The following is a 20,769-nucleotide window of genomic DNA, read 5'->3' as shown; positions in this document are numbered from 1 at the left end:
TTTTTTGAGTCATTTGTTCTTATGCAGATAATATATATCCGGAGGGGGAGGGGGCGTTAGACCGTTACTGCAGAATAATTGCATAATCCTGCACATCTTGCCCGAAGGTTACTCTTTTGGCTGACTTATGCTACTGCATGTTCATGAGCTTGATGTCACGCAGGGGAGGGTTGCCGAACATCCTTTTGTACTCTCTGCTGAACTGGGATGGACTTTCATAGCCCACCTCAAAGGCCGCATTAGAGACATCCATCCTCTCTGTCAGCATCAGTCTGCGCGCTTCATGGAGCCTTATCCACTTCTGATACTGCAGGGGGCTCATATTCGTCATCTCACGGAAGTTGTGATGAAGGGAGGAGGCACTCATCATGACATGGGATGCAAGGCTTTCGATTCTCAACTGTTCGCTGTAATTCTCTTTAAGCCAGTCAATCGCACGGGCTACCTGATTCTCTCTGCTTCCGTTCCGGGCAATATCACGAAGCCTCGGACCCTGCTCACTCCCGAGAAGTCTTATCAGAAGCTCCTTATGATAAAGGGGAGCGAGGATTTTTATCTGCTCCGGCTCCTTAACAAGGTTTACGAGGTTAAGGAAGATATTCAGCATCGGCTGAGTCACCTCGCCTACGGCCATACTGGCGCATGGTTCCTTGCATGGTTTGCTCGGAAGATCCGTATCCACAAGGAGATGGGCAATTGCCTGTTTATCCAGATGGCATGTTATGCCTAGATAGGGTTTATCCTCGCTTGCCTCTAAGATGTTTGCGATGATGGGGAGATCGAGTGAGGATACGAGAAAATGATTGTCATCGTAGATGTACGTCTCGCTGCCGAGGACAACCTGCTTCCTTCCCTGTGCTATTACGCATATGCTTGGGTCGTGCATGTAACTCACAGGCTCTGTGGGGTAGTTCCATCGATGCAGGATCACTCCGGGAATGCCGGTTTCAAGCATATTCTTCCCTTTTGTCAGTTCATCAATGGTGTCTGCAAGTTGCCTTTGAGCCGTGTGATAATAGTTGTTGTCCATGTTGCACCCCTTATGATGAGGGTAATATAGATAAATATCTGCACTTTACAATACACAAGGGCTGGTTTCTGGAGTATCAGGCAATAATTCAGTAGTATCAGGCAGAGGCGGGTCGGGATGATTTGGGAGGGCGGCAGTCCATCTTATTTCTGTGGCAATTATTGCACAGGAGGCAAATAATGTATAGACAGATGTGGCTGTTCGGGGTTATGGATGTGTTAAAGAGGTATTGCGTATTAAGAGATTCATATAATTGATGAGGTGATAAATGTTTGTGGAAAATCTTGAGAATATCGATTCAGTTGAGATGAATATTGAAGGGGCTCTTAATGTGATGAAGCAGGCCGCTGTGGGCAAGAAAGAGGGGTGGGGCGATCATGTTATGCGTGTTTTCACCATAACTGACAAAGGGCATACCCCTAAGCATTCCCACGAATGGCCGCATATTAACTATATAATCGAAGGTGAAGGTGTTCTGCATATGGACGGGGTTGATCATCCTGTCAGGAAAGGCTCTGTGGCGTATGTCCCTGCCGGGACAGAGCACCAGTTTAAGAGTGCCTCGAGCGAAGTGTTCAGGTTTGTATGCATAGTGCCGGAGGAAGGTGAGGGCTGAGATCTGCCAACGGAACCATTATTTAGCACTATTTCCGCTGGGGTAATATACTGATGGTGTTTGTGGAGATGACGATATCTATCGATACCAAAGCGCTTATCTTCAAGCTTATCGATGTCAAAGCCCATCTGATTGACAGAGCGCCCCGCCCGGCTTATTTTTTTAATAAAACCGCCGACGGAGGCGCCTATGGCTACTGTAAGTGAAAGATTTTCCATTCTCACAAATCCTTATCTTATCTACTTTTTCAGCTATATAATTGCGCTCTTCGCCCTTCTTCTTAACCACACGAACGGTGTAACACCGTTGCACCTCATTCCCTTGGGAGCCTTTTTCTCAGCATTACTTGTATTCCCCTTCCTTTCGATACCTATACATGCAATTTACTTTTTCCTTGAAGGGATCAACGATTTAAAGCACTAGTACATATCTCAAGCGACTTTCTAAAACCTTCCGGCGCCATATCTGCGTAGAACGCTGCGCTTATGTTTCAATCCATGCACCCGCGAGGGGTGCGAATGTAGCACAGCTCAGCAATGTGGGATTTTCTTTGGGATATTCGGAGTGCGCAAATCATCTGAAATACAATTAGAAAAAAAGCAATATTAAATAAATGGAGGGTGCGTCGTCGAAAAGCAACCGTTCTCCGTTTTTGAGCTTCTTCGTATCTCATTGATTTAAAATCGGTTGCATCACACTTTCTAAACCGCTCTCAAAGCTGGAAAAGGAAACCTATTAAGCCCGATTTCCTTTCTCTGTTTTTTCGGACAGGTTGTAAGCGAAATTCCCCTCACCATTTTTGATGTCGAAAACCGAGTCCGAACATTGCAATTTTGATGTTTTGATCATCCGAATTCTCCGGAACTCGTATGATCTTCGGATTTTGTGGATTTATAGGGCTGCGGTACTACGCGGGTATTTGGGAATTGGAAGAGGCCTCTATATGCGTACAAAGTTTGTGTGTACAAAAAGCCATCCATCTGCAGAATCTTCGAGGCGGTCTACAGTCTCTATCTTTTGCTCTACTGCAATGCCCTGAATGCATAACTGTATCTTTTCTTGTATGAATTAGGGGATAGTCCAGTTGCCAGCTTAAAGATTTTCCCAAAGGTGCTGCTGTCTTCATACCCCACGGTGTAGGTGATTTCATCAAAGGTTGTCCCGCCTTTTTCAAGGAGCTGTTTTGCATGTTCAATTCGGATTCGCTGAATATATCGTAGGGGCGAATAACCCGTGGCATTTTTAAAACGACGCTCAAAGGTTCTACGGGTCATGGCCGCTTTGTCGGCCAGCAGGTCCACGCTGATTGGATTCCTAAAGTTCTTCTCGAGCCAATTCTGAATTTTCAGAACCTCCTTGTCCCCATGAATCTTTTCGATCCGGAACATCAGATATGGAGCCTGAGAACTGCGATCCATATCCATCACCATGACTTTTGCCGTTTGAAAGGCAGCCTCTTTTTCAACGTATTTCGCTATGAGATACAGCGCCAGATCTCCCCCGGCGTTCGCACCGCCAGCGGTAAAAAGATCGCCTTCATCGGTAATCAGTTGATCTGTGTCTAATTTGATATTTGGGTATTGTTGGCGGAACCGGTCGGCATATCCCCAGTGTGTGGTTGCGTGTTTATTTTTTAGAAGGCCGGTTTGTGCCAACAGAAAGGTGCCCAGGCAGAAACTGGCGATATGCACGCCTTTTTGGTGCGACTCGATGAGCCATGATATGGTTTCAGGCGCCAACGTCAGATCCGCATCTGAGGGCGGAATGATGATGGTTCCGCTTTCCTCGGCTTCATGAATGGACATGTCCGGTTTAACATCCGTCCCGAAGTAGGTTCTGACCGGATTTCCGTCAAACGTCACGGTCTTGACTTTAAAAAAAGGGGTCGGCTCTTTTTCATTCAGCATATTCCAGAAAACACCGGCGGCGTTAAAAATATCCAACGGGAGTGCGAGAGATGAAAGCATGACATTGTCATGCAGCAATATGGTGATGTTTCTCATAACCTTTCCTCTGGTTGGCGCATGTGAACCTTTTTATGTCGTATATGCCACTTTCGCAGCATAAGCACAACTGTTAATATGTGAGAACAAATGGAGAGAACGTATGAACTTTAAAGAAATGCATAATCAGGACAAGCCGCTCATCCTGTGCAACGTATGGAATGCGGCCAGTGCACAGGCGGCAGAGAAAGCCGGATTCTTGGCCATCGGAACCTCAAGCGGGGCGATTGCCGGATCGATGGGTTATGAAGACGGCGAAGTAATCACGCTCTCTGAAATGATGCATATCGTCAAAAGTATCGCTCAGGCCACAAGCCTGCCTTTTACGGTGGATTTTGAGTCTGGATACAGTACGGATCCTGCCGAAGTTGCGCGGAACATCGAGGCCCTTGCGGAAATCGGTGTGGTAGGTATTAACCTTGAGGACAGTCGCGGAAGTGCCGACCGGTCTTTGATACCTGCGGAAGTATATGCGGAAAACCTCGAAACAATTCGATCGCTGCTCCAAGCGTCCGATACCGAAATGTTTATCAACGCACGAATCGACACGTATATCATGGGCGTACCCGATGCGCTTGCCGAAACACAGCGCCGCATCAAACTGTACGAAGAGGCCGGCGCGGACGGTGTTTTTGTTCCTTTCGTTCAAAGCACCGATGATATTTCCGTGTTGGCCAAGTCAACAGACCTGCCCCTCAATGTATTGCCACTGCCCCAGTTCCCTGACTTTGACGGCTTGAGCAAGCTGGGAGTGCGCCGGATCAGCCTGGCGGATTTCCTGTTCAAGCATATGACCACGGCCATGGAATCCGCGTTTAGTGAAGTTGCGAACGGGGAATCGTGTTCGAGTCTCTTTGCAGGACAGAAATAAGGATCATTTTGACGCAGATTGTAATAGCAATCTTATCACTAATATGAAATAAAAAAGGCTCATGCCATGCAGTCTTCACCACAAAAACTTTCTCCCGAAGGAGGAGCACAGCAATGAGCCATAAGCATCTTAGCATTAGAGATCGAGAAATACTAGAGCGTCTACTTCGCCAGGGATACTCACAACGTAAAATATCCGCAATATTAGGCATTACACAATCTGCTGTAAGTCAGGAAATCAGTCGTAATAAGGATTGCTGTAACAGATATCGAGCTAAAGCATCCCACTCTCGAGCCTTACGTAGGCGCAAAAAGACTAAGGGCGGATTTCGTAAGGATAAGGGATTTTTGTTAAACTATGTCCGAGAGAAACTAGAACAACACTGGTCACCGGAGCAGATATCCGGTCGTTTAAAGAGAGATTATCCGTGTGAGTCAGATAAACATATATCATTTAAGAGCATATATTTATGGGTACGCAAGGGTATTGACCATGAGTACAGGGATGTTCCCTTACGTGGCTACCACAAGTATTTCAGGACACACCGAGGTCGTAAACGCACTATAGGTATAAAGGCAGGAAGTCGTTCAGCCAAGACAGACCTTCCTCGCATTGAGGACCGTCCAGAAGAGGGTTTTGGAGTATGGGAGAGCGATCTTATAAGTGGTTACAACAAAAGCGGTTATATAGCAACTTTTGTAGAGAGAAGTACTGGTTTTATATGGGCTGAGAAACTTGAGAACAAGTCTATAAAAGAATATAACCGCTCAGCAATAGAGTGTATAAGGCGCTTTGGCAGCTCTAAGTTTAAATCCATAACAGTAGATAGAGGTAAAGAGTTTTACGGTTATAAGTCAGTAGGAGTACAGTTCTATTTCTGCAATCCGATGAGTCCTAATGAAAGAGCACTTAACGAAAACATGAACGGGCTTCTTCGGCAGTATTTTCCGAAGAGAACAAGCTTTAAAGATGTAAAGAGTGAAGATGTATACAGGGCAGTAGAAGAGATCAACAATAGGCCTAAGAAAAGATTTGGGTATATGACAACTATGGAAGTACTTGATAGCATGGGCATAGAGATGTGATAAGATTCAATTTACAATTCGCAGAAAAAAGTAATCAAAGGAAAAGAATGACCGCACATACCACAAGCATAGATGAAATCATGGAACTTGAACGTGAAACGTGTCGACGATTCCGATCCGGAGATATCGATTTTTGCATGGACCAGTTCGCCGAGAACGTAGCGCTGCTTAACCCCGGCTCAAAAATTCTTGCCGGGAAGGAACACGAACGGGCGGCTTTAACAGCAGCGATGGAAACAGAAGGCCTTGAGATGTCCTGGGAGCCGACGGAAGTACATGTCAGCGCATCTGAGGATATGGCCTACGTCATTGGAATCATTAATATCAAAACACCGGACAATGTTGTGATGACGGAGAAATACGTGACGATCTACAAGAAGATCGATGGCCAATGGAAACTCGCACTGCAAATCCGCAACTCTAACCAATAACGAATAATGAGGCACCCAAAGGAAGGAGACACTCAGCATGAACGAATTGAATAACAAAAAGCTGCAGGCGGAAAATGAGATGGACGATATCATCAAAAGAAGGGTTTATGGAAACGGAGTCACCGAAATTACCGAGGAGCTGCGCGAAAAAATGATTGAAATTATTTCGTCCTGCAAGGATATGGCCATCTCAACGATCCGTGAAGACGGCTGGCCGCAGGCCAACACCGTCGGCTTTGTAAACATGGATGAAAACATCTTCTTTGAAACGTTCGCAGGCTCGTCCAAAGCGAAAAATATTGAACGGGATCCTCGCGTCTCCATCGCCATCTGGCCACCCTATGAAAATGTGGGCAATGGTTGTGGGATATCCATGGCGGCATATGCCGAAAAAGTAACCGATGAAGCCACTGCGAAGGAGTGCAGCCGGTTGTTGCTCGAAAAGATGCCGGAGCTTGCTGAAATTTCCTATAACGATGGCGATCCGGTTTTTCCCGACCCCAACATCACCAAGTATCGCCTTCGCCCGGTCGTGATCTCAATCCTCGACTTCGAGAAGGGATTTGGCCATGCTGATTTTGTTGTGATGAATGAAGAATTCGAACGATGAAATTAGAAGTCACATCCTGGAATCCGTTTACCGGCTGCACTAAGATTTCGCCAGCCTGCAAAAACTGCTATGCGGAAATGTTTGCGCAAAAGCTGCATAAATGGGGAACCGCCGGATATGAGGACGGATTTAAATTTACAGTCCATCCCGAGCGCCTGGAAAAAGCGGTGCCGCTGCACCGGAAAAAACCGACGCTCTACTTTATCAACAACATGAGTGATACCTTTCATGAAGACGCGCGTAATGAAGACATCGACCAACTGATTGACCTCATCAAACAGGCTCACTGGCACAACTTTTATTTCCTCACCAAACGCAGTGCTCGCATGAAAGCCTACTTTGAAAAGGACGCCGCGCCCGACAACCTGTGGCTCGGCGTAACCGTTGAAGACCGCAAACACGGCCTGCCACGACTCAAAGACCTGCAAGAAACCAACGGCAAACATAAGCATATCTGCTGCGAGCCCTTGCTAGAGGATCTCGGCGATATCGATCTATCGGGAATCGAACTGGTGGTCGGCGGAGGAGAGAGCGGCCCCAACGCACGTAAAACCGAACAGACCTGGGCGGAATCGCTGGTGCGTCAGTGCGAAACGCAGAACGTGCACCTCTACTGGAAGCAGTGGGGGAAATATGCCCCAGACGGCACCACCGGCTCCAAAGCCAAAACCGGATGCAAGATCAACGGCAAAACCTATCTCTCATTTCCCGATAACCTGATGCCGCAATTATCGGAGCTTTTTTAGTGAATAACGTCCCCGGCCCTGCCGCGATGGCCGTCCTGCTACTCTGCCTCGCGGAGGGGCCATTCAGGGGAAGGACATAGGAAACAAGGTACTGTAGCCCAGCTCATCAGCTAAAAGCGCAGGAAAAATCATGCGCCATAAAGCCTACGACGGTGTGCTCCCATGGTATGAGCGAGAGGCAGCCTAAATATTTTAAACTTAACCCGACACATTCTCTGCCTCTCCGGTAAGTAACTCTCGAACCACAACCCAAAGGAGAAAGCGAATGGATATAAACGATTTGTTTGAAGGAATTGCAGACGCATTTCGCCAATATCAGGAAGAAACAGGGATGTCTGTTTCCGGACTTGGCGAGAGCGCAGCTGAAAAAATACAGAGAACAGAGAAGCAGATGAGCGAAGAAATCGAGGTTAATCGGTCTTCTGGGGGAGAATTGCCAGAAGGTAAGTTCGAGTAGCGAGTGTCATAACCGTTTTGTTTTGAAAAAGATAAGGCCAGCGCCCTTTTAGTGGAGAGGGCATTGGCCTAAAGAAAGTGGTGGAGGCGGCGGGAATCGAATTATGGATGTAAATATTTGCTAATGATTGGTTCTTTAGGTTTGATTATGCGAAAGTACTGTAAAAAGTACTGTTGTATATTCGATGTTAGAGCCTTTTGCTGCTTGTTTCTTATATATCTTAAATAGCAGTCAGTATGGAATTATTCAAGTAATAATATCACCGGATAGCAGCCAGCTCACCGGCTGTCTCAATATACCATTCAGCGTTGCTTTTTATTACTGAGACCAACTCAGCCGCAAAGTCCTGCTCATCACTTTTTAGGCACATCTCATTCGTTAGTGACTCAAGCTGAAGAACTGTCTCCCTTGCGAGCTTCATTAACGCCCTTGATACAAAACGGTTCTGTAGGCCGCAAGAATCGCACATTTCAGCTAAGTCATATGCATAGACCTTTTCATTAAAGGTGTTGCCTATTGCTATGGCGAGGTTACGGTTGTATTTATCTCCGTAAATGGATACGCAAAGCATATCGTAGAACGGCGCAACATGTACGCCCTCTTTGCTGTAATGCCAGGAGATATTTTTGCCGTGAGCATCACAGTTTCCGATTATCAGGTTAAAAAGAACCCAGTTTAATATGTCCCTTGTTGCTGCGGCAGGCACACTGCATGCCTCCGCCGATGAGAAAAGCTTTGGTAGCGTTGCGCCCACACGGTAATCCTTAACGTCTCTTCCGTCACCGTATGCCCTTTCATACTTATAATGGGGCGGTATATCCAACATCTGGCAGCCGTCAATTACATGCAGTCTATCGATTCTTTTATCGGCGGGATTCCTGTCAAAACGCTTTACAGAAAGCACTGGTTCGCCAAGTCTCAATAATTCTGTCTGGGCCGCTGGAAGCTTTAGCTTTGATGCAAGAGTCATGCATATATGTTCGTTAAGAACCATATGCTCATTGGGGTTCTGCCCAAATTTGAGAATATGTGTCGAGGCTAGATCTCCTTCACCAAGGCCGTATTTCCCGTCGCTGTTGATCATAATAGGAAGTTTTTCCTGAACACCAGCAACGGAGAGCCTCGGCTTGTTGTCCCATATAGTTATGGACTTCTCTTTTCTTATAGCGATTCTTTCTTTTAGTTCAGCAATATTGATCTCTCTGAAGGAAGTACTTTCAGAATGCTCTGTTTCAGGGTGGAAGGTGAGGGCACCTGTGGTTTCTATACCAATAGCCCTGATAAGCCCGAAAATATTGGACTTCGATACGTGCATAAGGTTAGAAAGCTCCTCCAATCCCTGTCCCTCTGGAAGAAGATTCATAAGAAAACGCTGAATTGATAAAGAACCTGCGCCACTGAACACGTGTGGGGACAGCTTGATACTTTCATCATCCAGGCTCAATTCGAAGCTTTGCTCCTGAGCAGAGTGGGAGAGATAACCGATGTCTTTACCGTTAAGCTTCAGGAGGAGCCTGCCTATCATGCTTCGATCCTAAGCGTTATTCCAAGCATTTTACATACCTTAAGGACTGTGCTTAACTTCATATCCCCTTTAGCGTTTTCTATCTTCGTCATAGTGCTTACTGATACTCCGCATATAGCCGCAGTATCATGAATAGTAAGGGAGCTGTTAGTTCTTGCCGCTCTGATAAATTTGCCCAGTATCGTTGCATCTGTCAGCTTTTGTGGCTGTGGGGTCTCTTCTTTTACAATGACCTTTGCCATAGTTCGCCTCGTCAATAATTCTACTATAGCAGTATTTAATCATGTTTTTTTCTGAAATGCAATATAAATACTGATGTAGCAGTATTTATAATAGAGATTAAGGTATGATCTTTAAAAATATCGTTGCAGTAGAATTATTGAATGGCTAAAAGTTTAACATGCCTTATTTCGTAATTGATGAAGCATATTGAAAGTGGGTGGTGTGAATGCTAAATCCGATACTGTTGCCAGAAGCCTCAGCGGTCTCTTCTACCTCGGCTATTGTATTGTCCAGGGATAGCTTTTGAATTCGTTGTTGTCGGCATCTATGATCTCTAGTGAGTATTAACACCTGCGATACCCATAGGAGAGCCAACTGGTTTTTCAATAGGCTTACTGGCATCATAGACTGTAGGTATAGTTCCAGTTTAACACAAACGGTACTTCTCTTGTGTGTATAAATATACATATATAGCACCAGTAAGCTAGGTGAGAAGTTTCCTGACCAGTCTAATTGAGAATGGGTATCGATATTTCTTGTGGAATTTAATACACAAGAGAAAAATCTACATGTTTATATCTAAATAAACACGTTCTGAAAAAAATAATTGCATAAGCACTCAGGTGCAAAAAGCTATAAACATCTATTGCGAGGGTATTACTCAGTATTTACAGATATATAACTAATACAATGAGAGTATTCTAATTCGCCCTTTCTTGAACTATAAATAAAACTAATAGAAGAAAGGGGAGTGACACAATGAAAAAGTCTAATCTTTGGCAGTTCGTAATTGTTATTATTATTACAGCATTAACGCTTTCTATCACAGCTTGCGGTGGGGGCGGTGGCGGAGGTTCGTCATCCGGCGGCGATGACGGCGGGGGTGGTAACGATAGTATAACAACTTATGCGATCAGCGGTCAAATAAATGGACTGCAGGGGATTCTAAAGATTTCAAACAATGGTAGTGTATTAACGCTTAATGAAGGTGACTCAGACTTTCAGTTTTCAGAAAAGTATCCTGACGGTTCTAGCTATAACGTAACTGTAGACTCTCAGCCATCAGGATATGAATGCACAGTTACTAATGGCAAAGGTGTTATAGACTCAGGTAATATTACTAATGTATATATCAACTGCCTTAGCTATTCTGATAAAAGAGTTAAGTTGTCAGAAAACTCTACTAATCTTATAAGCTCAATGGATAATGATTCGATTATTTTTTCAGGCACAACAAACGAGTTGAAAGGTATTCAACAGGGTGATGTTATTGTTGCTCAAGCTGATAAAAAGGCAGAGTATGGAGTGTTTAGAAAAGTTGTATCTGTTAGTGATGTTGGCGGAAATGTGGTAGTTGAGACTGAACAAGCACTCGTTACTGATGTTGTGCAAGACGGAAAGTTCAAGTCAGTAGAAGACATATCTCCTGATAGTCTGATTGAAACCAGATATAAAAATGAAAAACTTAAAGGAAAGATCAAAACAAGAAGCGTATACGGGGCTGAAGATTATTGCAACAATAAAAAAACTGACTATGTTACTGATTTTGAAGATGTTGAAGTATCAGATGGCATTTTTGTTAGCGGGTGTTATGGATTTAGTCTAAAACTTGAGAAAGAATTAGATATTGGATTTGGAAGAATAAAGCTTTTCAGGCTGGCCTATGAAGTTGCTTCAGCTAATGCTACTGAAATTTCTATAACAGCATCATCCGACACAGAAAGGATTACTTTCGAAGAAACATTAATAAGCTATACATTTTTTACACCTCTCGGGTATATTCCGGCAACCACTGTTGTAGGTATAGCCCTTTCGGGGAGTTCAGATGGTGAAATAACTCTTAGTGCAGGCGTGTCAAGATCAAACTCTAATAAAATCGGTTTTGAACTAAAAGATGGAGATATCAATGTTATTAAAGAAAATAAAGCAGATTTTAATGTCTATGGTCCTGATTTAGAGGGTTTCAGTTTTATTGGGTCAGTCGGAGTAGGACCAGAGCTTGCTTATAAGATTGGTGGAATGGTTGGCCCCCAGATCGCTCTCACAGGTTATGTTGGAACAGAGGTTGATATTAACCAGAACCCATGGTGGAAAATATTGGCAGGAGCTAAACTTACTTTGGATGTAGTATTAAGTGATCCAGGCTTGATTCCCGGGTTAGGTTTTATGGATTTCGGCGTAGATATCAATCTTGGTTCTCATACACTCGTTGAAAAAATCTTAAAACAGTCAGCTGGAGGTTATGAAAATATAGAATACAATGTAACAGCATCAGCTGGAGCAGGAGGTTCTGTAAGCCCACCTTCTAAAACAGTTGTTGAGGGTGAAACGGCCTCATTCTATGTGACTCCCGATACTGACTATGCCATAAACAATGACTATGTTGGTGGAACGTGCCCTGAAGGTTCATGGAGTGGTTCAACATATACAACCGGATCAGTTAATTCAGACTGTTCAGTAGAATTCTATTTCAATTATGTAGGTATAACAACATATAACGTAACAGCCAGTGCCGGAACAGGCGGTTCAGTCAGCCCGTCATCAATAACAGTCGAAGAGGATGATACTGCTTCGTTCACAGTTTCAGCAGACAGTGGGTATACAATTGATAAATATGATGTCGGCGGAACATGCCCCTCCGGCTCATGGAACGGTTCAATATATACTACTGGCTCAATAAGCTCAAGCTGTTCAGTAAGTTTCAGTTTCGATGTTGAAGTTTCAGCATATAGTGTAACAGCCTCAGCCGGAGTTGGTGGTTCAGTGACTCCATCATACAGGGCTGTTGTAGAGGGAGACACTGCTTCATTTACCGTTTCAGCAAATAACGGTTATACAACAGATAAAAACAGTGTAGGCGGAACTTGTCCATTTGGTTCATGGAGTGGCTCAACATATACTACTGGAGCAATAAGCTCTAATTGCTCAATAAGTTTCAGCTTCAATGAGGATTATGATGATTCAGCTGAAAGACTTGTTTCTAATGAGGCTGTAGCAGATCTTTCAGGAAGTATAGAGAGTAAAAAGTATTTTTATATTGAAGTCCCAGAAAACGCAATTGATCTTGAGTTCTGGACATATGGAGGAACGGGAGATGTTGATATATACATTAGTCATGAAGTTTTGCCTACACTTGGGGACTTCGACTATAGAGGTTACACTGATGGAAACAGCGAAATGGTCGGTATTGACAATCCTGAAGAAGGTCGATGGTATTTAATGCTTTATGGTTTTGCTAGCTACTCCGGTGTATCAGCTTATGCAGAGTATGAGAGTAGGGATGTAGAGACGGAGTTTACTGTGACAGCACGTGTAAATAATACTGGAACTGTAACTCCAGAGACAGCAGTTGTTGTTGAAGGGGAAAGGGCTGAGTTCGTTCTTGTTCCAAACGATGGTTACTATGTTGTCCCCACTGCATCGGGAACATGCGGTGCAGGTACTTTTAGCGGAAATACCTATACTACAGATGTGATCATGCAAGACTGCTGGGTAGCCTTCAGTTTTGTGGAGGAAAAGGAAGAGCCTGTGATACCGGAGTCTAGTCCGAAACTGAAGAAAACCGGACAGACAACTTCCTACGCAGATTATGATGACGGCTGGTATCAAGCTGGTGTTGAGCCGAGCTACAGCAGAGCGAATGATATCGTTACAGACGAAGTGACCGGGCTTATGTGGCAGGATGATGCGGATGCAGGTTCAGTAGAAAAAGACTGGCAGGGTGCTATCGATTACTGCGATGCACTTAGCCTTGGGGGACATTCCGACTGGAGACTCCCGTCAATTGAAGAACTGGAAACTATAGTGGATTTTGGCAGAGTTTTACCTTCAATTGATCTAATTTTCCAAAATGTAGATAATTCGTACTATTGGTCGTCCACTACAAATGCCTATAATAATCTTATATTTCCAAATGCTGCATGGAGTGTGAGCTTCAGCTACGGCAATAGTGGTAGCCACGACAATAAGTCCAATACAAACTTCTTACGTTGTGTTCGTTCCGGAGAGTGAGTAATTCAGCCCGAATTTATAACATTCATACTTAAAAAAGAGGAATCGAATGTACTGCTTTGAAGAAATATACAGTGCATACATAAATTGCAGAAAGAAAAAAAGAAACAGTGTAAATGCCCTCAAATGTGAATAACTTTAAACCCTGGATTCAATAATTAAGTGCAACTTTTAAGTAGTGGTCAAAAGAGGTCAGGTGCGTTAGCATCGTAGCTCTTTAACCACCACGTCAAAGGAGCACCGAATGAAGAACTATACACACCTGACCCGTGAACAAAGGTACCAGATTTATGTGCTGAGGAAAACCGGACATTCTCAGACGGACATAGCTGATTTGCTTAAAGTACATAAATCTACCATCAGCCGAGAGTTACGCAGAAACACAGGAGGTCGTGGTTATCGCCCAAAGCAAGCTCATCGCAAAGCTATTGAACGAAGAATGGACAAGGTCCCAAGACGGATTGCACAAACTGAATGGTATTTTGTTGAACGTCTTCTGCTTGAAGACTGGAGCCCTGAGCAGGTGAGCAATTGGCTAAATCAAAATTATGGAATAAACGTAAGTCATGAGCGTATCTACCAGCACATTCTTGAAGATAAAAGTCATGGTGGAACACTTTATACTCACCTGCGTTGCCGAAGAAAACGCAGGAAGCGATATGGTGTTTATGAACGCAGAGGAGAGATACATGGCAAGTTAAGCATTGAGCAGCGTCCAAGTATTGTAGAAGAGAAAGCGAGATTCGGAGACTGGGAAGTGGATACAGTTATAGGAAAAGGGAACAAGCAGGCGATTGTTTCTCTTATTGAGCGGAAGTCTTATCTGACACTTATACGCAAGGTAGAAAGAAAGACTGCTGTACTGGTGACAAAAGCGGTTATAGAAATGTTGAAACCGATATCACACCTAGTCCATACAATCACTTCCGATAACGGGAAAGAGTTTGCAGGACATGCCGAAATATCTGAGATACTAGGGGCTGAATTCTACTTTGCTCATCCATATGCTTCGTGGGAACGCGGAATAAACGAAAATACAAACGGACTCATTAGGCAGTATGTACCAAAGAGTAGGATGCTTGAAAGTGTTGATGATATAGAGATTCAGAATATTATGCAGAAACTAAACAACAGACCAAGAAAAGCAACTGGATATAAAACTCCTAACCAGATACTATTCTCTATAGACCCCGTTGCACTTGCTAGTTGAATTCAGGAACAGAAAAAAGCACAGTATCTGTATTTTTACGATAAATCTGAAGAGAATATTAGCAGAGAGGACGTTATCGCTTCATTCAGAGGACACTGTAAACATGCAGACAGCTACTGACTAATAAATAAAATCGGAGGAATATATGAAAAAGATCCATTTGGTTATGATCGTGATGCTTTTAATGACATCTCAAGTGATTGCTGAGCTGACAAGGAACGATTCGAATGAAACAGTAACTGACAGCTTAACCGGTCTAATGTGGCAGGATGATTCTTATGCAGCTTCAGTCAAAAAAAACTGGCAGGGAGCTATAGACTACTGCGAAACATTAACTCTCGGCGGGTATAACGACTGGCTGCTGCCTAATAAGAGAGAGCTTCTTTCAATTGCAGACAGGTCAAAATCTGGACCTGCAATTGATAATACATTTCATAACTATTCTTCTACCTACTATGTGGACTATTGGTCGTCCACTACGGATGCCGGTAATAGTAATAATGCATGGGGAGTGTACTTCGGAGACGGCGGCTACAGCTTCAACTTCCTTAAGTCGGGTACACGTTATGTTCGCTGTGTTCGTCCCGGACAGTGACTTGATGCGGGGCTTTTTGCCCCGCTTTTCTTTTTTAAGATGATAGATATTTTAAGTTTTGAGTAATCTGCCTCTTGGTTCTTTTGAGGTTCAGGTGTTAAGAATTTACATTTAGCATGGTACACCTGCCCAAGACACCATACTTATCTTGGATGGTATTCTTGTATCTTTTGAGCATCTTTAAGTGTATTGTATTCATGATTATTTCGCCATATTCCTCCATCGAAGCATGTGGCAAACAAGAACCTGCGCTCAAATCTTCCGTTTTCAAGGCTGTGGCCGTTTTCCTAATCCAATTACTTGTTTTCTCTATGATCCATGGCCTTAAAGGCATTTTGTGCTCATTAAACAAATCCCTTGTTTAGATCACGTTTAGATAATTTATGTGTTACCTTTGCATATGTTCACGTCAGAATGTGACGTCTTCATTTATTATGAAAGGGTATGAAATTGAATAAACTGTATGTAGCGATATCGCTAATCCGTTTGCTTAACGAGAGAAAGAAAGTTACTGCCAGAGAGGTTGCTGATGAGCTGGATGTAAGCCTCAGAACCGCTCAGAGGTACATGTCTGACATGAGTTATCTGCCTGGTGTTTGTTATGATGAGGACACCCATGAGTGGTTTTTGGCTGAGAAGTACCATCTAAGCGACAGCTATATAAGCTCAGTTGAGCTCAATATCCTTAATGCACTCTTTGAGTATGCGAAGAAGATAACCAATAAAGACAGCTCAATAATCGACAAACTGAGGCGTAAGATAATCACAGCTTCTGCATCCAGACCGATGGTGAGTATTATCGGTGATGACTCAGAGGATTTTGACGGTTTGCAGGATAAAATTGAGCTTCTTGAGAAGTATATAGATGCATCAGAAGAGATAAGCTTTTACTATACGAACAAAGAAAAGAGTTACACAGTAAGCCCGCTCAGGTTTATCTTCCATAACGGTTTCTGGTATCTGGCCGCTAAGCACGACGGAGTTATTAAGAAGTTTACCCTTGAATATATCGAGTCGGTTAAACCGACTGGTAAAGCTTTCATTGTTAATTCAGAAGAGTACGAACATGCCATAGACAGTGCGAAAAGCATATTCTTTGGTGATACTGAGCGATGTGAGGTCGTTGTCACTTTAGGTAATGCAGTCGCAGACTATTTCAGGCGAAAGGAGTTTTTGCCCAGTCAACGGATCATCGGCGAGAATGAGGACGGAATCGTTATCAGTTTTGAGCCAGGAAACAGATATGAATGCGTTAACCTGCTTATCGGCTGGCTACCCCATGTGCGTATAGACAGCCCCCATGAGTATAGAGAAGAGTTCCTCAAGGTGCTTAATGATACCGTTGCATTCAATAACCGAGCCAGCGACAAGAAATGACGCAGTGATAGGGTAGGGTTATGAATCAAGTGTTTGCTTGAAATGTGTAGGTGTGGGGATTTGTTTATGAACAGTAATAAGAAGAAATCACTGGAGCACTATAAAGGCTGTTTAGTCGGTGGCGCTGTTGGGGATGCTCTAGGAGCTCCGCTGGAGTTCATGAGTAGCACAGAAATTATCTCAAAATATAATTTTGACGATAGCTTAAGCTATGTAGAGTTCGGATCTGAATATGGGGAGTTTACAGATGACACACAGATGACCTTGTTTTCTGGTGAAGCTGTCCTTAGGTCAATCCATAGAGCTGTTTCAAAAGGCCTCTGGGGTGCAATTAATCAGATCGCTTTTGAAAGTTACCAGCGCTGGTTGTTCACCCAGGGCTATAAGAATGACATTCGGCTTGATGGATGGCTTGTTTATGAGAAGTTTCTTTACAGAAGAAGGGCCCCGGGAAATACATGCCTTGCCGCATTAAGCGCAGGTATACAGGGAGGTCTTGATGTGTCAATAAACTTCAGTAAAGGTTGTGGAGGCGTCATGAGGGTCGCTCCAGCCGGATTAGTGTTTTCTGATCAGCCCTATCATGCATTTGAGAACGGTGCGATCTTGGCAGCATGTACTCACAGTCACCCTACAGGGTATCTCACAGCAGGTTATTTTTCAGCTCTCATTGCCTTGGTTAACAAAGGTGAGAGCCTTGGTGACTCAAGCTTGGAAGCACTAGATATTCTAAATAAACACAATGATTCAGAAGAAACGGCGATATTCGTTAAGAAAGCTATGGAAATGGCCAACACAGAGGAGCCAACAGCAGAAAGTATTAAAACAATAGGTGAAGGCTGGGTGGCAGAAGAGGCTCTTGCCATTGCCTTATACTGTTCATTAGCGTATGCGGATGATTTTAGGAAAGGGGTTGGTGTATCTGTATTGCATGATGGAGATAGTGACAGCACCGGTTCTATCACCGGGAATATCTTAGGGTTCATAAATGGTTATGATTCAATCCCTGAGGATTGGAGAAAAGGGCTTTGTGGTGTTGATATTGTTTTAAGCATGGCAGAGGATCTTTATGTCGAATATGAGGTTGATAAAAACCATCCTTTGGGTTTCTCTACCGATGACTGGAATGATAAATATCCGGCAGGGTAACATCTAAAAAAAATACACTTTAAAGATGTTTCTAAATATATATGGTGATTTAATTTTATGCATCTTTTGATAAACTGAATTGAAGCAAATGTTGAGTGATCTAACTAATTTATGTTTAGGCGGAATTTAATATGATGAGCGATATGGGAGCTGTTTCTAATAAAGAAAAACTAAAAAAATACTTTATTCCCATTTTAGAACAGGATTTAGAATTGAGTCACCTATTGAATTGTCTAGGCTTCGCCGTTTTGCTGTCGAGAATTGGGAACTAACCTTAGAACTGACAGATGAAGAGCTAAAAAGTGTATATTGCCACCCCTTGTCAAGACAGCATAAGTTGATTTCTTAATGTGTTTCTATGCCGCTATTCTCACCTGATTCATATGCACATCCATAGGTCTCTTGTAACCCAAGGCTGAGTGCAGTCGTTTATTGTTATAATAATCTGTATACTTGCCGATCCCGGCTCTTAATTCACTGATAGTTCTATAATCTCTTACATATATATCATCATACTTCAATGTACGGAAAAATCTCTCAATGGCAATGTTGTCAATAGAACGTCCCGTGCCGTTCATGGATATCTTTATATTGTGCCCCTTAAGGATCTCTGTATGGCGATAAGAGGTGTACTGACTGCCCTGATCTGAATTGAAGATTTCAGGAGTGCCGTGCTTATAAATAGCTTCCTCAAGAACATCACATACAAGTGATGTATCCATAGTGTTTGAAAGCTTCCAGGATAGAATAGCCTTGCTGTGCCAATCGATAATAGCAGCCAGATACATAAACCCTCCGGCTGTTGGAACATATGTTATATCGCCGCTCCAGACCTGATTGGCATATTTGGCAACAACCTGCTTCCTGTCGTTCTTTAAGGCTGTAAGCAGATATGGGTAAGTCTCATGTTCAATGCTTTTGATTGATGTAAGCTTTTTCTTCTTAGGATGAATAGACTTGATACCAAGCTCACGCATAAGCTTCAGCACTTTATTCTTACCGACCTTAAAACCCTCATCTTTCATCTGATGATAGATCATTCTATAGCCAAGCTCTGAGTGATCTGTATATAAACTGCTAATACGTCGCTTAAATAGCTCATCCTCAAAACTGCGGTCAACGTGCTTATAGTAAAAGGTACTCCGGTTTATATCTAAAAGCTCACACTGCCTTGCAATATTAATATCTTCCAGCTCAGGCTCCACAAGACTCTTATTTGATGAGCCCAAGCTGACGAGCTTTTTTTGCACAAACTCCAACTCAATGGTCGCTTTGCCTAGAGCCTTGTGTAGGGCTTCTATTTCTTTGTCTTTATCTGATAGCTCTGTCTTATACTCCTTTACAACTTTCAATGGCTCCATAGCAATAGATGCATTATCTAAAAACTGTTTCTTCCAGTTCTGGATGACATTAGGGGCTATTTCATATTTGCTGGCAATCTGATTCAGAGTCGAATCACTCTGAAGGACTTCAAGTACAATCTTAGTCTTTTGTTCGGCAGAAAACTGCCGTCTCTTCTTGCTCATGTGGACCTCCGATTTCTCTTAAGTATTTTAATGCAAAAAACACTTAGAAATCTACTCCTACTGTCTTAATTCGTCGGTCCACTATAGTGATATAAAAAAAGTAGGAGTCTTGTTTGATAAAAAGGTTTACGTAATACCATCTGAAACAACCATAAAAATTCGTGTAATTATTGAAGAACTCTTTTCAGATGGAGTAAGTTTGATATTTTATGAAAAATTTTATGAATTAAATGAAGAATGGTTGTTTGATGGAAGTATTGTTTCATGCGAGATGTTGAAAAGCATTTTAGAAAATATGTTTCCAGCATATTCTTACAAAAAGAACTACTTTACTAATAATGTTCTAAGTAAACCCGAACTTCAAAGAATTCATAGTGAAATATCTAGGGTTTGGGGAGATGTAATATTACTCAATTATAATAAAATTGCTGAACGTTTACCATATATCCCAATAGAAAAAATCAAATCTGCACTGAGTCAATCCAATACATTTCTATGGAACAGTGTTGAAACTTACGCCAATATAAATAAAATTCTAGTTAGCGCAGATGAACTAACTAGAATTCATGAATGCGTGAGTAAAGTTTGTGCTGAGCATGGGTATGTTTCTATCAGTGACGTTCCTCTAGCTGAGATTATAGAAAATAATGATGACTTATCTGTTACTGCGATTCACAGTGCCATATACAATCTTTGTCTTGAAGATGAATTTGATAAGAATGGTAAAATGCTCGTACACAAGGGAGATACGGCTAGCGCTTTGCAAATAATTAAAGAATATTGTGAGAAAATTGATAAGTGTTGGTAATCTCCCCGTAAAAAGGAAGTATTTATAAGTAGAATTTTCTCGTTATAGTAAAAGGAGGAGATTTTACATGAAGAAGTCACGATTCAGCGAGAGTCAGATATTTAAGATTTTAAAGGAAGCCGAGAATGGTGTACCAGTACCTGAATTATGCCGAGAATATGGCATGAGCAGCGCAGCATTTTATAAATGGCGCTCTAAATATGGCGGTATGGATGTATCCGCGATGAATCGCCTAAAAGAGCTTGAGCAAGAGAACAAACAGCTCAAAAAGATGTACGCAGAATCTCAGCTCAAGACAGAGATTCTGAAGGATGCGCTAGAAAAAAAGTTTTAAGGCCGTCTCAACGGAAAGAGATGGCCGTGTCAGCGGTTGATAAGGGTCTCTTAAATATTCGTCAGGTATGCGAAGCATTCGGGATCAGTGAAAGTTGTTATCGATATAAGAGAAAGCTTTCTGATGAGAATGGTCTTATTGCAGACTGGCTCATACGGTTGAC

19 protein-coding genes and 1 pseudogene are annotated in these 20,769 nt (G+C 42.8%); 15 read left to right on the top strand and 5 right to left on the bottom strand.

From position 1 onward, the window contains the following. Positions 1-130: 130 nt before the first annotated feature. A complete protein-coding gene (locus tag K300_RS0106375; RefSeq protein ID WP_022850834.1) occupies positions 131-1,030 on the bottom strand; it encodes an AraC family transcriptional regulator in 900 nt (299 codons plus the stop codon). Positions 1,031-1,298: 268 nt separating this feature from the next. On the opposite strand from K300_RS0106375, the gene K300_RS0106370 reads away from it, so the two are divergent. Further along, on the top strand, positions 1,299-1,646 hold the full coding sequence (locus tag K300_RS0106370) for a cupin domain-containing protein (RefSeq protein ID WP_022850833.1): 348 nt from the start codon (positions 1,299-1,301) through the stop codon (positions 1,644-1,646). Between the two features lie 189 nt (positions 1,647-1,835). Further along, the gene (locus K300_RS0106360) at positions 1,836-2,069 is read left to right on the top strand and encodes a hypothetical protein (RefSeq protein WP_022850831.1); all 234 of its coding nucleotides are present in this window, start codon (positions 1,836-1,838) and stop codon (positions 2,067-2,069) included. Between the two features lie 599 nt (positions 2,070-2,668). On the opposite strand, the gene K300_RS0106350 is transcribed toward K300_RS0106360, so the two are convergent. After that, a complete protein-coding gene (locus K300_RS0106350) occupies positions 2,669-3,649 on the bottom strand; it encodes a GlxA family transcriptional regulator (protein WP_022850829.1) in 981 nt (326 codons plus the stop codon). Positions 3,650-3,752: 103 nt separating this feature from the next. Here K300_RS0106350 and K300_RS0106345 point away from each other — a divergent pair, with 103 nt between their 5' ends. The 6 genes from K300_RS0106345 (at position 3,753) to K300_RS0106320 (ending at position 7,849) form a co-directional block, all read left to right on the top strand. Next, the gene (locus K300_RS0106345) at positions 3,753-4,520 is read left to right on the top strand and encodes an isocitrate lyase/PEP mutase family protein (protein WP_022850828.1); all 768 of its coding nucleotides are present in this window, start codon (positions 3,753-3,755) and stop codon (positions 4,518-4,520) included. A 113-nt stretch (positions 4,521-4,633) separates the two neighbouring features. Beyond that, positions 4,634-5,605 (top strand): IS30 family transposase, encoded by a 972-nt coding sequence (locus K300_RS0106340; RefSeq protein WP_022850132.1) that lies wholly within the window; start codon positions 4,634-4,636, stop codon positions 5,603-5,605. A gap of 47 nt (positions 5,606-5,652) precedes the next feature. Further along, entirely contained in the window at positions 5,653-6,036 is a 384-nt protein-coding gene (locus K300_RS0106335; protein ID WP_081646905.1) for a DUF4440 domain-containing protein, read from the top strand. 37 nt (positions 6,037-6,073) lie between these two features. Next, positions 6,074-6,646 (top strand): pyridoxamine 5'-phosphate oxidase family protein, encoded by a 573-nt coding sequence (locus K300_RS0106330; RefSeq protein WP_022850826.1) that lies wholly within the window; start codon positions 6,074-6,076, stop codon positions 6,644-6,646. Then, positions 6,643-7,392 (top strand): DUF5131 family protein, encoded by a 750-nt coding sequence (locus tag K300_RS0106325; RefSeq protein ID WP_022850825.1) that lies wholly within the window; start codon positions 6,643-6,645, stop codon positions 7,390-7,392. Before K300_RS0106330 ends, K300_RS0106325 begins: the two co-directional genes overlap by 4 nt. Positions 7,393-7,657: 265 nt before the next feature. Then, the gene (locus K300_RS0106320; protein ID WP_022850824.1) at positions 7,658-7,849 is read left to right on the top strand and encodes a hypothetical protein; all 192 of its coding nucleotides are present in this window, start codon (positions 7,658-7,660) and stop codon (positions 7,847-7,849) included. Positions 7,850-8,108: 259 nt separating this feature from the next. Here the strand turns inward: K300_RS0106320 and K300_RS14825 are convergent, their stop codons facing one another. Further along, positions 8,109-9,374: a HipA domain-containing protein gene (locus tag K300_RS14825; protein ID WP_022850823.1), complete on the bottom strand. Its 1,266-nt coding sequence runs from the start codon at positions 9,372-9,374 to the stop codon at positions 8,109-8,111. Continuing rightward, the gene (locus K300_RS0106310) at positions 9,371-9,616 is read right to left on the bottom strand and encodes a helix-turn-helix domain-containing protein (RefSeq protein ID WP_022850822.1); all 246 of its coding nucleotides are present in this window, start codon (positions 9,614-9,616) and stop codon (positions 9,371-9,373) included. The genes K300_RS14825 and K300_RS0106310 overlap by 4 nt, the downstream gene beginning before the upstream one ends. A gap of 739 nt (positions 9,617-10,355) precedes the next feature. Between K300_RS0106310 and K300_RS16085 the strand changes: the two genes are divergently transcribed. The 5 genes from K300_RS16085 to K300_RS14810 all read left to right on the top strand — a co-directional run bounded on the left by K300_RS16085 (position 10,356) and on the right by K300_RS14810 (position 17,938). Beyond that, a complete protein-coding gene (locus tag K300_RS16085; RefSeq protein ID WP_022850821.1) occupies positions 10,356-13,607 on the top strand; it encodes an Lcl domain-containing protein in 3,252 nt (1,083 codons plus the stop codon). 244 nt (positions 13,608-13,851) lie between these two features. Continuing rightward, complete coding sequence (locus tag K300_RS14815; RefSeq protein WP_022849682.1) at positions 13,852-14,817, top strand: IS30 family transposase; 966 nt, start codon at positions 13,852-13,854, stop codon at positions 14,815-14,817. 145 nt (positions 14,818-14,962) lie between these two features. Further along, a complete protein-coding gene (locus K300_RS0106290) occupies positions 14,963-15,412 on the top strand; it encodes an Lcl C-terminal domain-containing protein (RefSeq protein WP_022850820.1) in 450 nt (149 codons plus the stop codon). Positions 15,413-15,898: 486 nt separating this feature from the next. Beyond that, positions 15,899-16,789, top strand: coding sequence for a helix-turn-helix transcriptional regulator (locus K300_RS0106280; protein ID WP_162139859.1), 891 nt, complete (start codon positions 15,899-15,901; stop codon positions 16,787-16,789). A 66-nt stretch (positions 16,790-16,855) separates the two neighbouring features. Then, entirely contained in the window at positions 16,856-17,938 is a 1,083-nt protein-coding gene (locus K300_RS14810) for an ADP-ribosylglycohydrolase family protein (RefSeq protein WP_022850817.1), read from the top strand. Positions 17,939-18,294: 356 nt separating this feature from the next. On the opposite strand, the gene K300_RS0106265 is transcribed toward K300_RS14810, so the two are convergent. Continuing rightward, positions 18,295-19,464 (bottom strand): IS3 family transposase, encoded by a 1,170-nt coding sequence (locus tag K300_RS0106265; protein WP_022850815.1) that lies wholly within the window; start codon positions 19,462-19,464, stop codon positions 18,295-18,297. Between the two features lie 109 nt (positions 19,465-19,573). On the opposite strand from K300_RS0106265, the gene K300_RS0106260 reads away from it, so the two are divergent. Both K300_RS0106260 and K300_RS16945 read left to right on the top strand, forming a co-directional pair. Further along, on the top strand, positions 19,574-20,272 hold the full coding sequence (locus K300_RS0106260) for a hypothetical protein (RefSeq protein ID WP_022850814.1): 699 nt from the start codon (positions 19,574-19,576) through the stop codon (positions 20,270-20,272). 67 nt (positions 20,273-20,339) lie between these two features. Beyond that, positions 20,340-20,769 (top strand): annotated as a pseudogene (locus K300_RS16945) (transposase); the annotation flags it as partial.

It is taken from the genome of Limisalsivibrio acetivorans (assembly GCF_000421105.1).
GTDB classification, from domain to species: Bacteria; Chrysiogenota; Deferribacteres; order Deferribacterales; family Geovibrionaceae; genus Limisalsivibrio; species Limisalsivibrio acetivorans.
Note: the sequence above shows the minus strand (reverse complement) of the source record. Positions and strands in the feature narration are given on the sequence as shown.

What these genes read in the sequence shown, in the direction of transcription:
- K300_RS0106375 (WP_022850834.1), bottom strand. Translation starts at nt 1,030, where the DNA reads ATGGACAACAACTATTATCACACGGCTCAAAGGCAACTTGCAGACACC.
- K300_RS0106370 (WP_022850833.1), top strand. Translation starts at nt 1,299, where the DNA reads ATGTTTGTGGAAAATCTTGAGAATATCGATTCAGTTGAGATGAATATT.
- K300_RS0106360 (WP_022850831.1), top strand. Translation starts at nt 1,836, where the DNA reads ATGGCTACTGTAAGTGAAAGATTTTCCATTCTCACAAATCCTTATCTT.
- K300_RS0106350 (WP_022850829.1), bottom strand. Translation starts at nt 3,649, where the DNA reads ATGAGAAACATCACCATATTGCTGCATGACAATGTCATGCTTTCATCT.
- K300_RS0106345 (WP_022850828.1), top strand. Translation starts at nt 3,753, where the DNA reads ATGAACTTTAAAGAAATGCATAATCAGGACAAGCCGCTCATCCTGTGC.
- K300_RS0106340 (WP_022850132.1), top strand. Translation starts at nt 4,634, where the DNA reads ATGAGCCATAAGCATCTTAGCATTAGAGATCGAGAAATACTAGAGCGT.
- K300_RS0106335 (WP_081646905.1), top strand. Translation starts at nt 5,653, where the DNA reads ATGACCGCACATACCACAAGCATAGATGAAATCATGGAACTTGAACGT.
- K300_RS0106330 (WP_022850826.1), top strand. Translation starts at nt 6,074, where the DNA reads ATGAACGAATTGAATAACAAAAAGCTGCAGGCGGAAAATGAGATGGAC.
- K300_RS0106325 (WP_022850825.1), top strand. Translation starts at nt 6,643, where the DNA reads ATGAAATTAGAAGTCACATCCTGGAATCCGTTTACCGGCTGCACTAAG.
- K300_RS0106320 (WP_022850824.1), top strand. Translation starts at nt 7,658, where the DNA reads ATGGATATAAACGATTTGTTTGAAGGAATTGCAGACGCATTTCGCCAA.
- K300_RS14825 (WP_022850823.1), bottom strand. Translation starts at nt 9,374, where the DNA reads ATGATAGGCAGGCTCCTCCTGAAGCTTAACGGTAAAGACATCGGTTAT.
- K300_RS0106310 (WP_022850822.1), bottom strand. Translation starts at nt 9,616, where the DNA reads ATGGCAAAGGTCATTGTAAAAGAAGAGACCCCACAGCCACAAAAGCTG.
- K300_RS16085 (WP_022850821.1), top strand. Translation starts at nt 10,356, where the DNA reads ATGAAAAAGTCTAATCTTTGGCAGTTCGTAATTGTTATTATTATTACA.
- K300_RS14815 (WP_022849682.1), top strand. Translation starts at nt 13,852, where the DNA reads ATGAAGAACTATACACACCTGACCCGTGAACAAAGGTACCAGATTTAT.
- K300_RS0106290 (WP_022850820.1), top strand. Translation starts at nt 14,963, where the DNA reads ATGAAAAAGATCCATTTGGTTATGATCGTGATGCTTTTAATGACATCT.
- K300_RS14810 (WP_022850817.1), top strand. Translation starts at nt 16,856, where the DNA reads ATGAACAGTAATAAGAAGAAATCACTGGAGCACTATAAAGGCTGTTTA.
- K300_RS0106265 (WP_022850815.1), bottom strand. Translation starts at nt 19,464, where the DNA reads ATGAGCAAGAAGAGACGGCAGTTTTCTGCCGAACAAAAGACTAAGATT.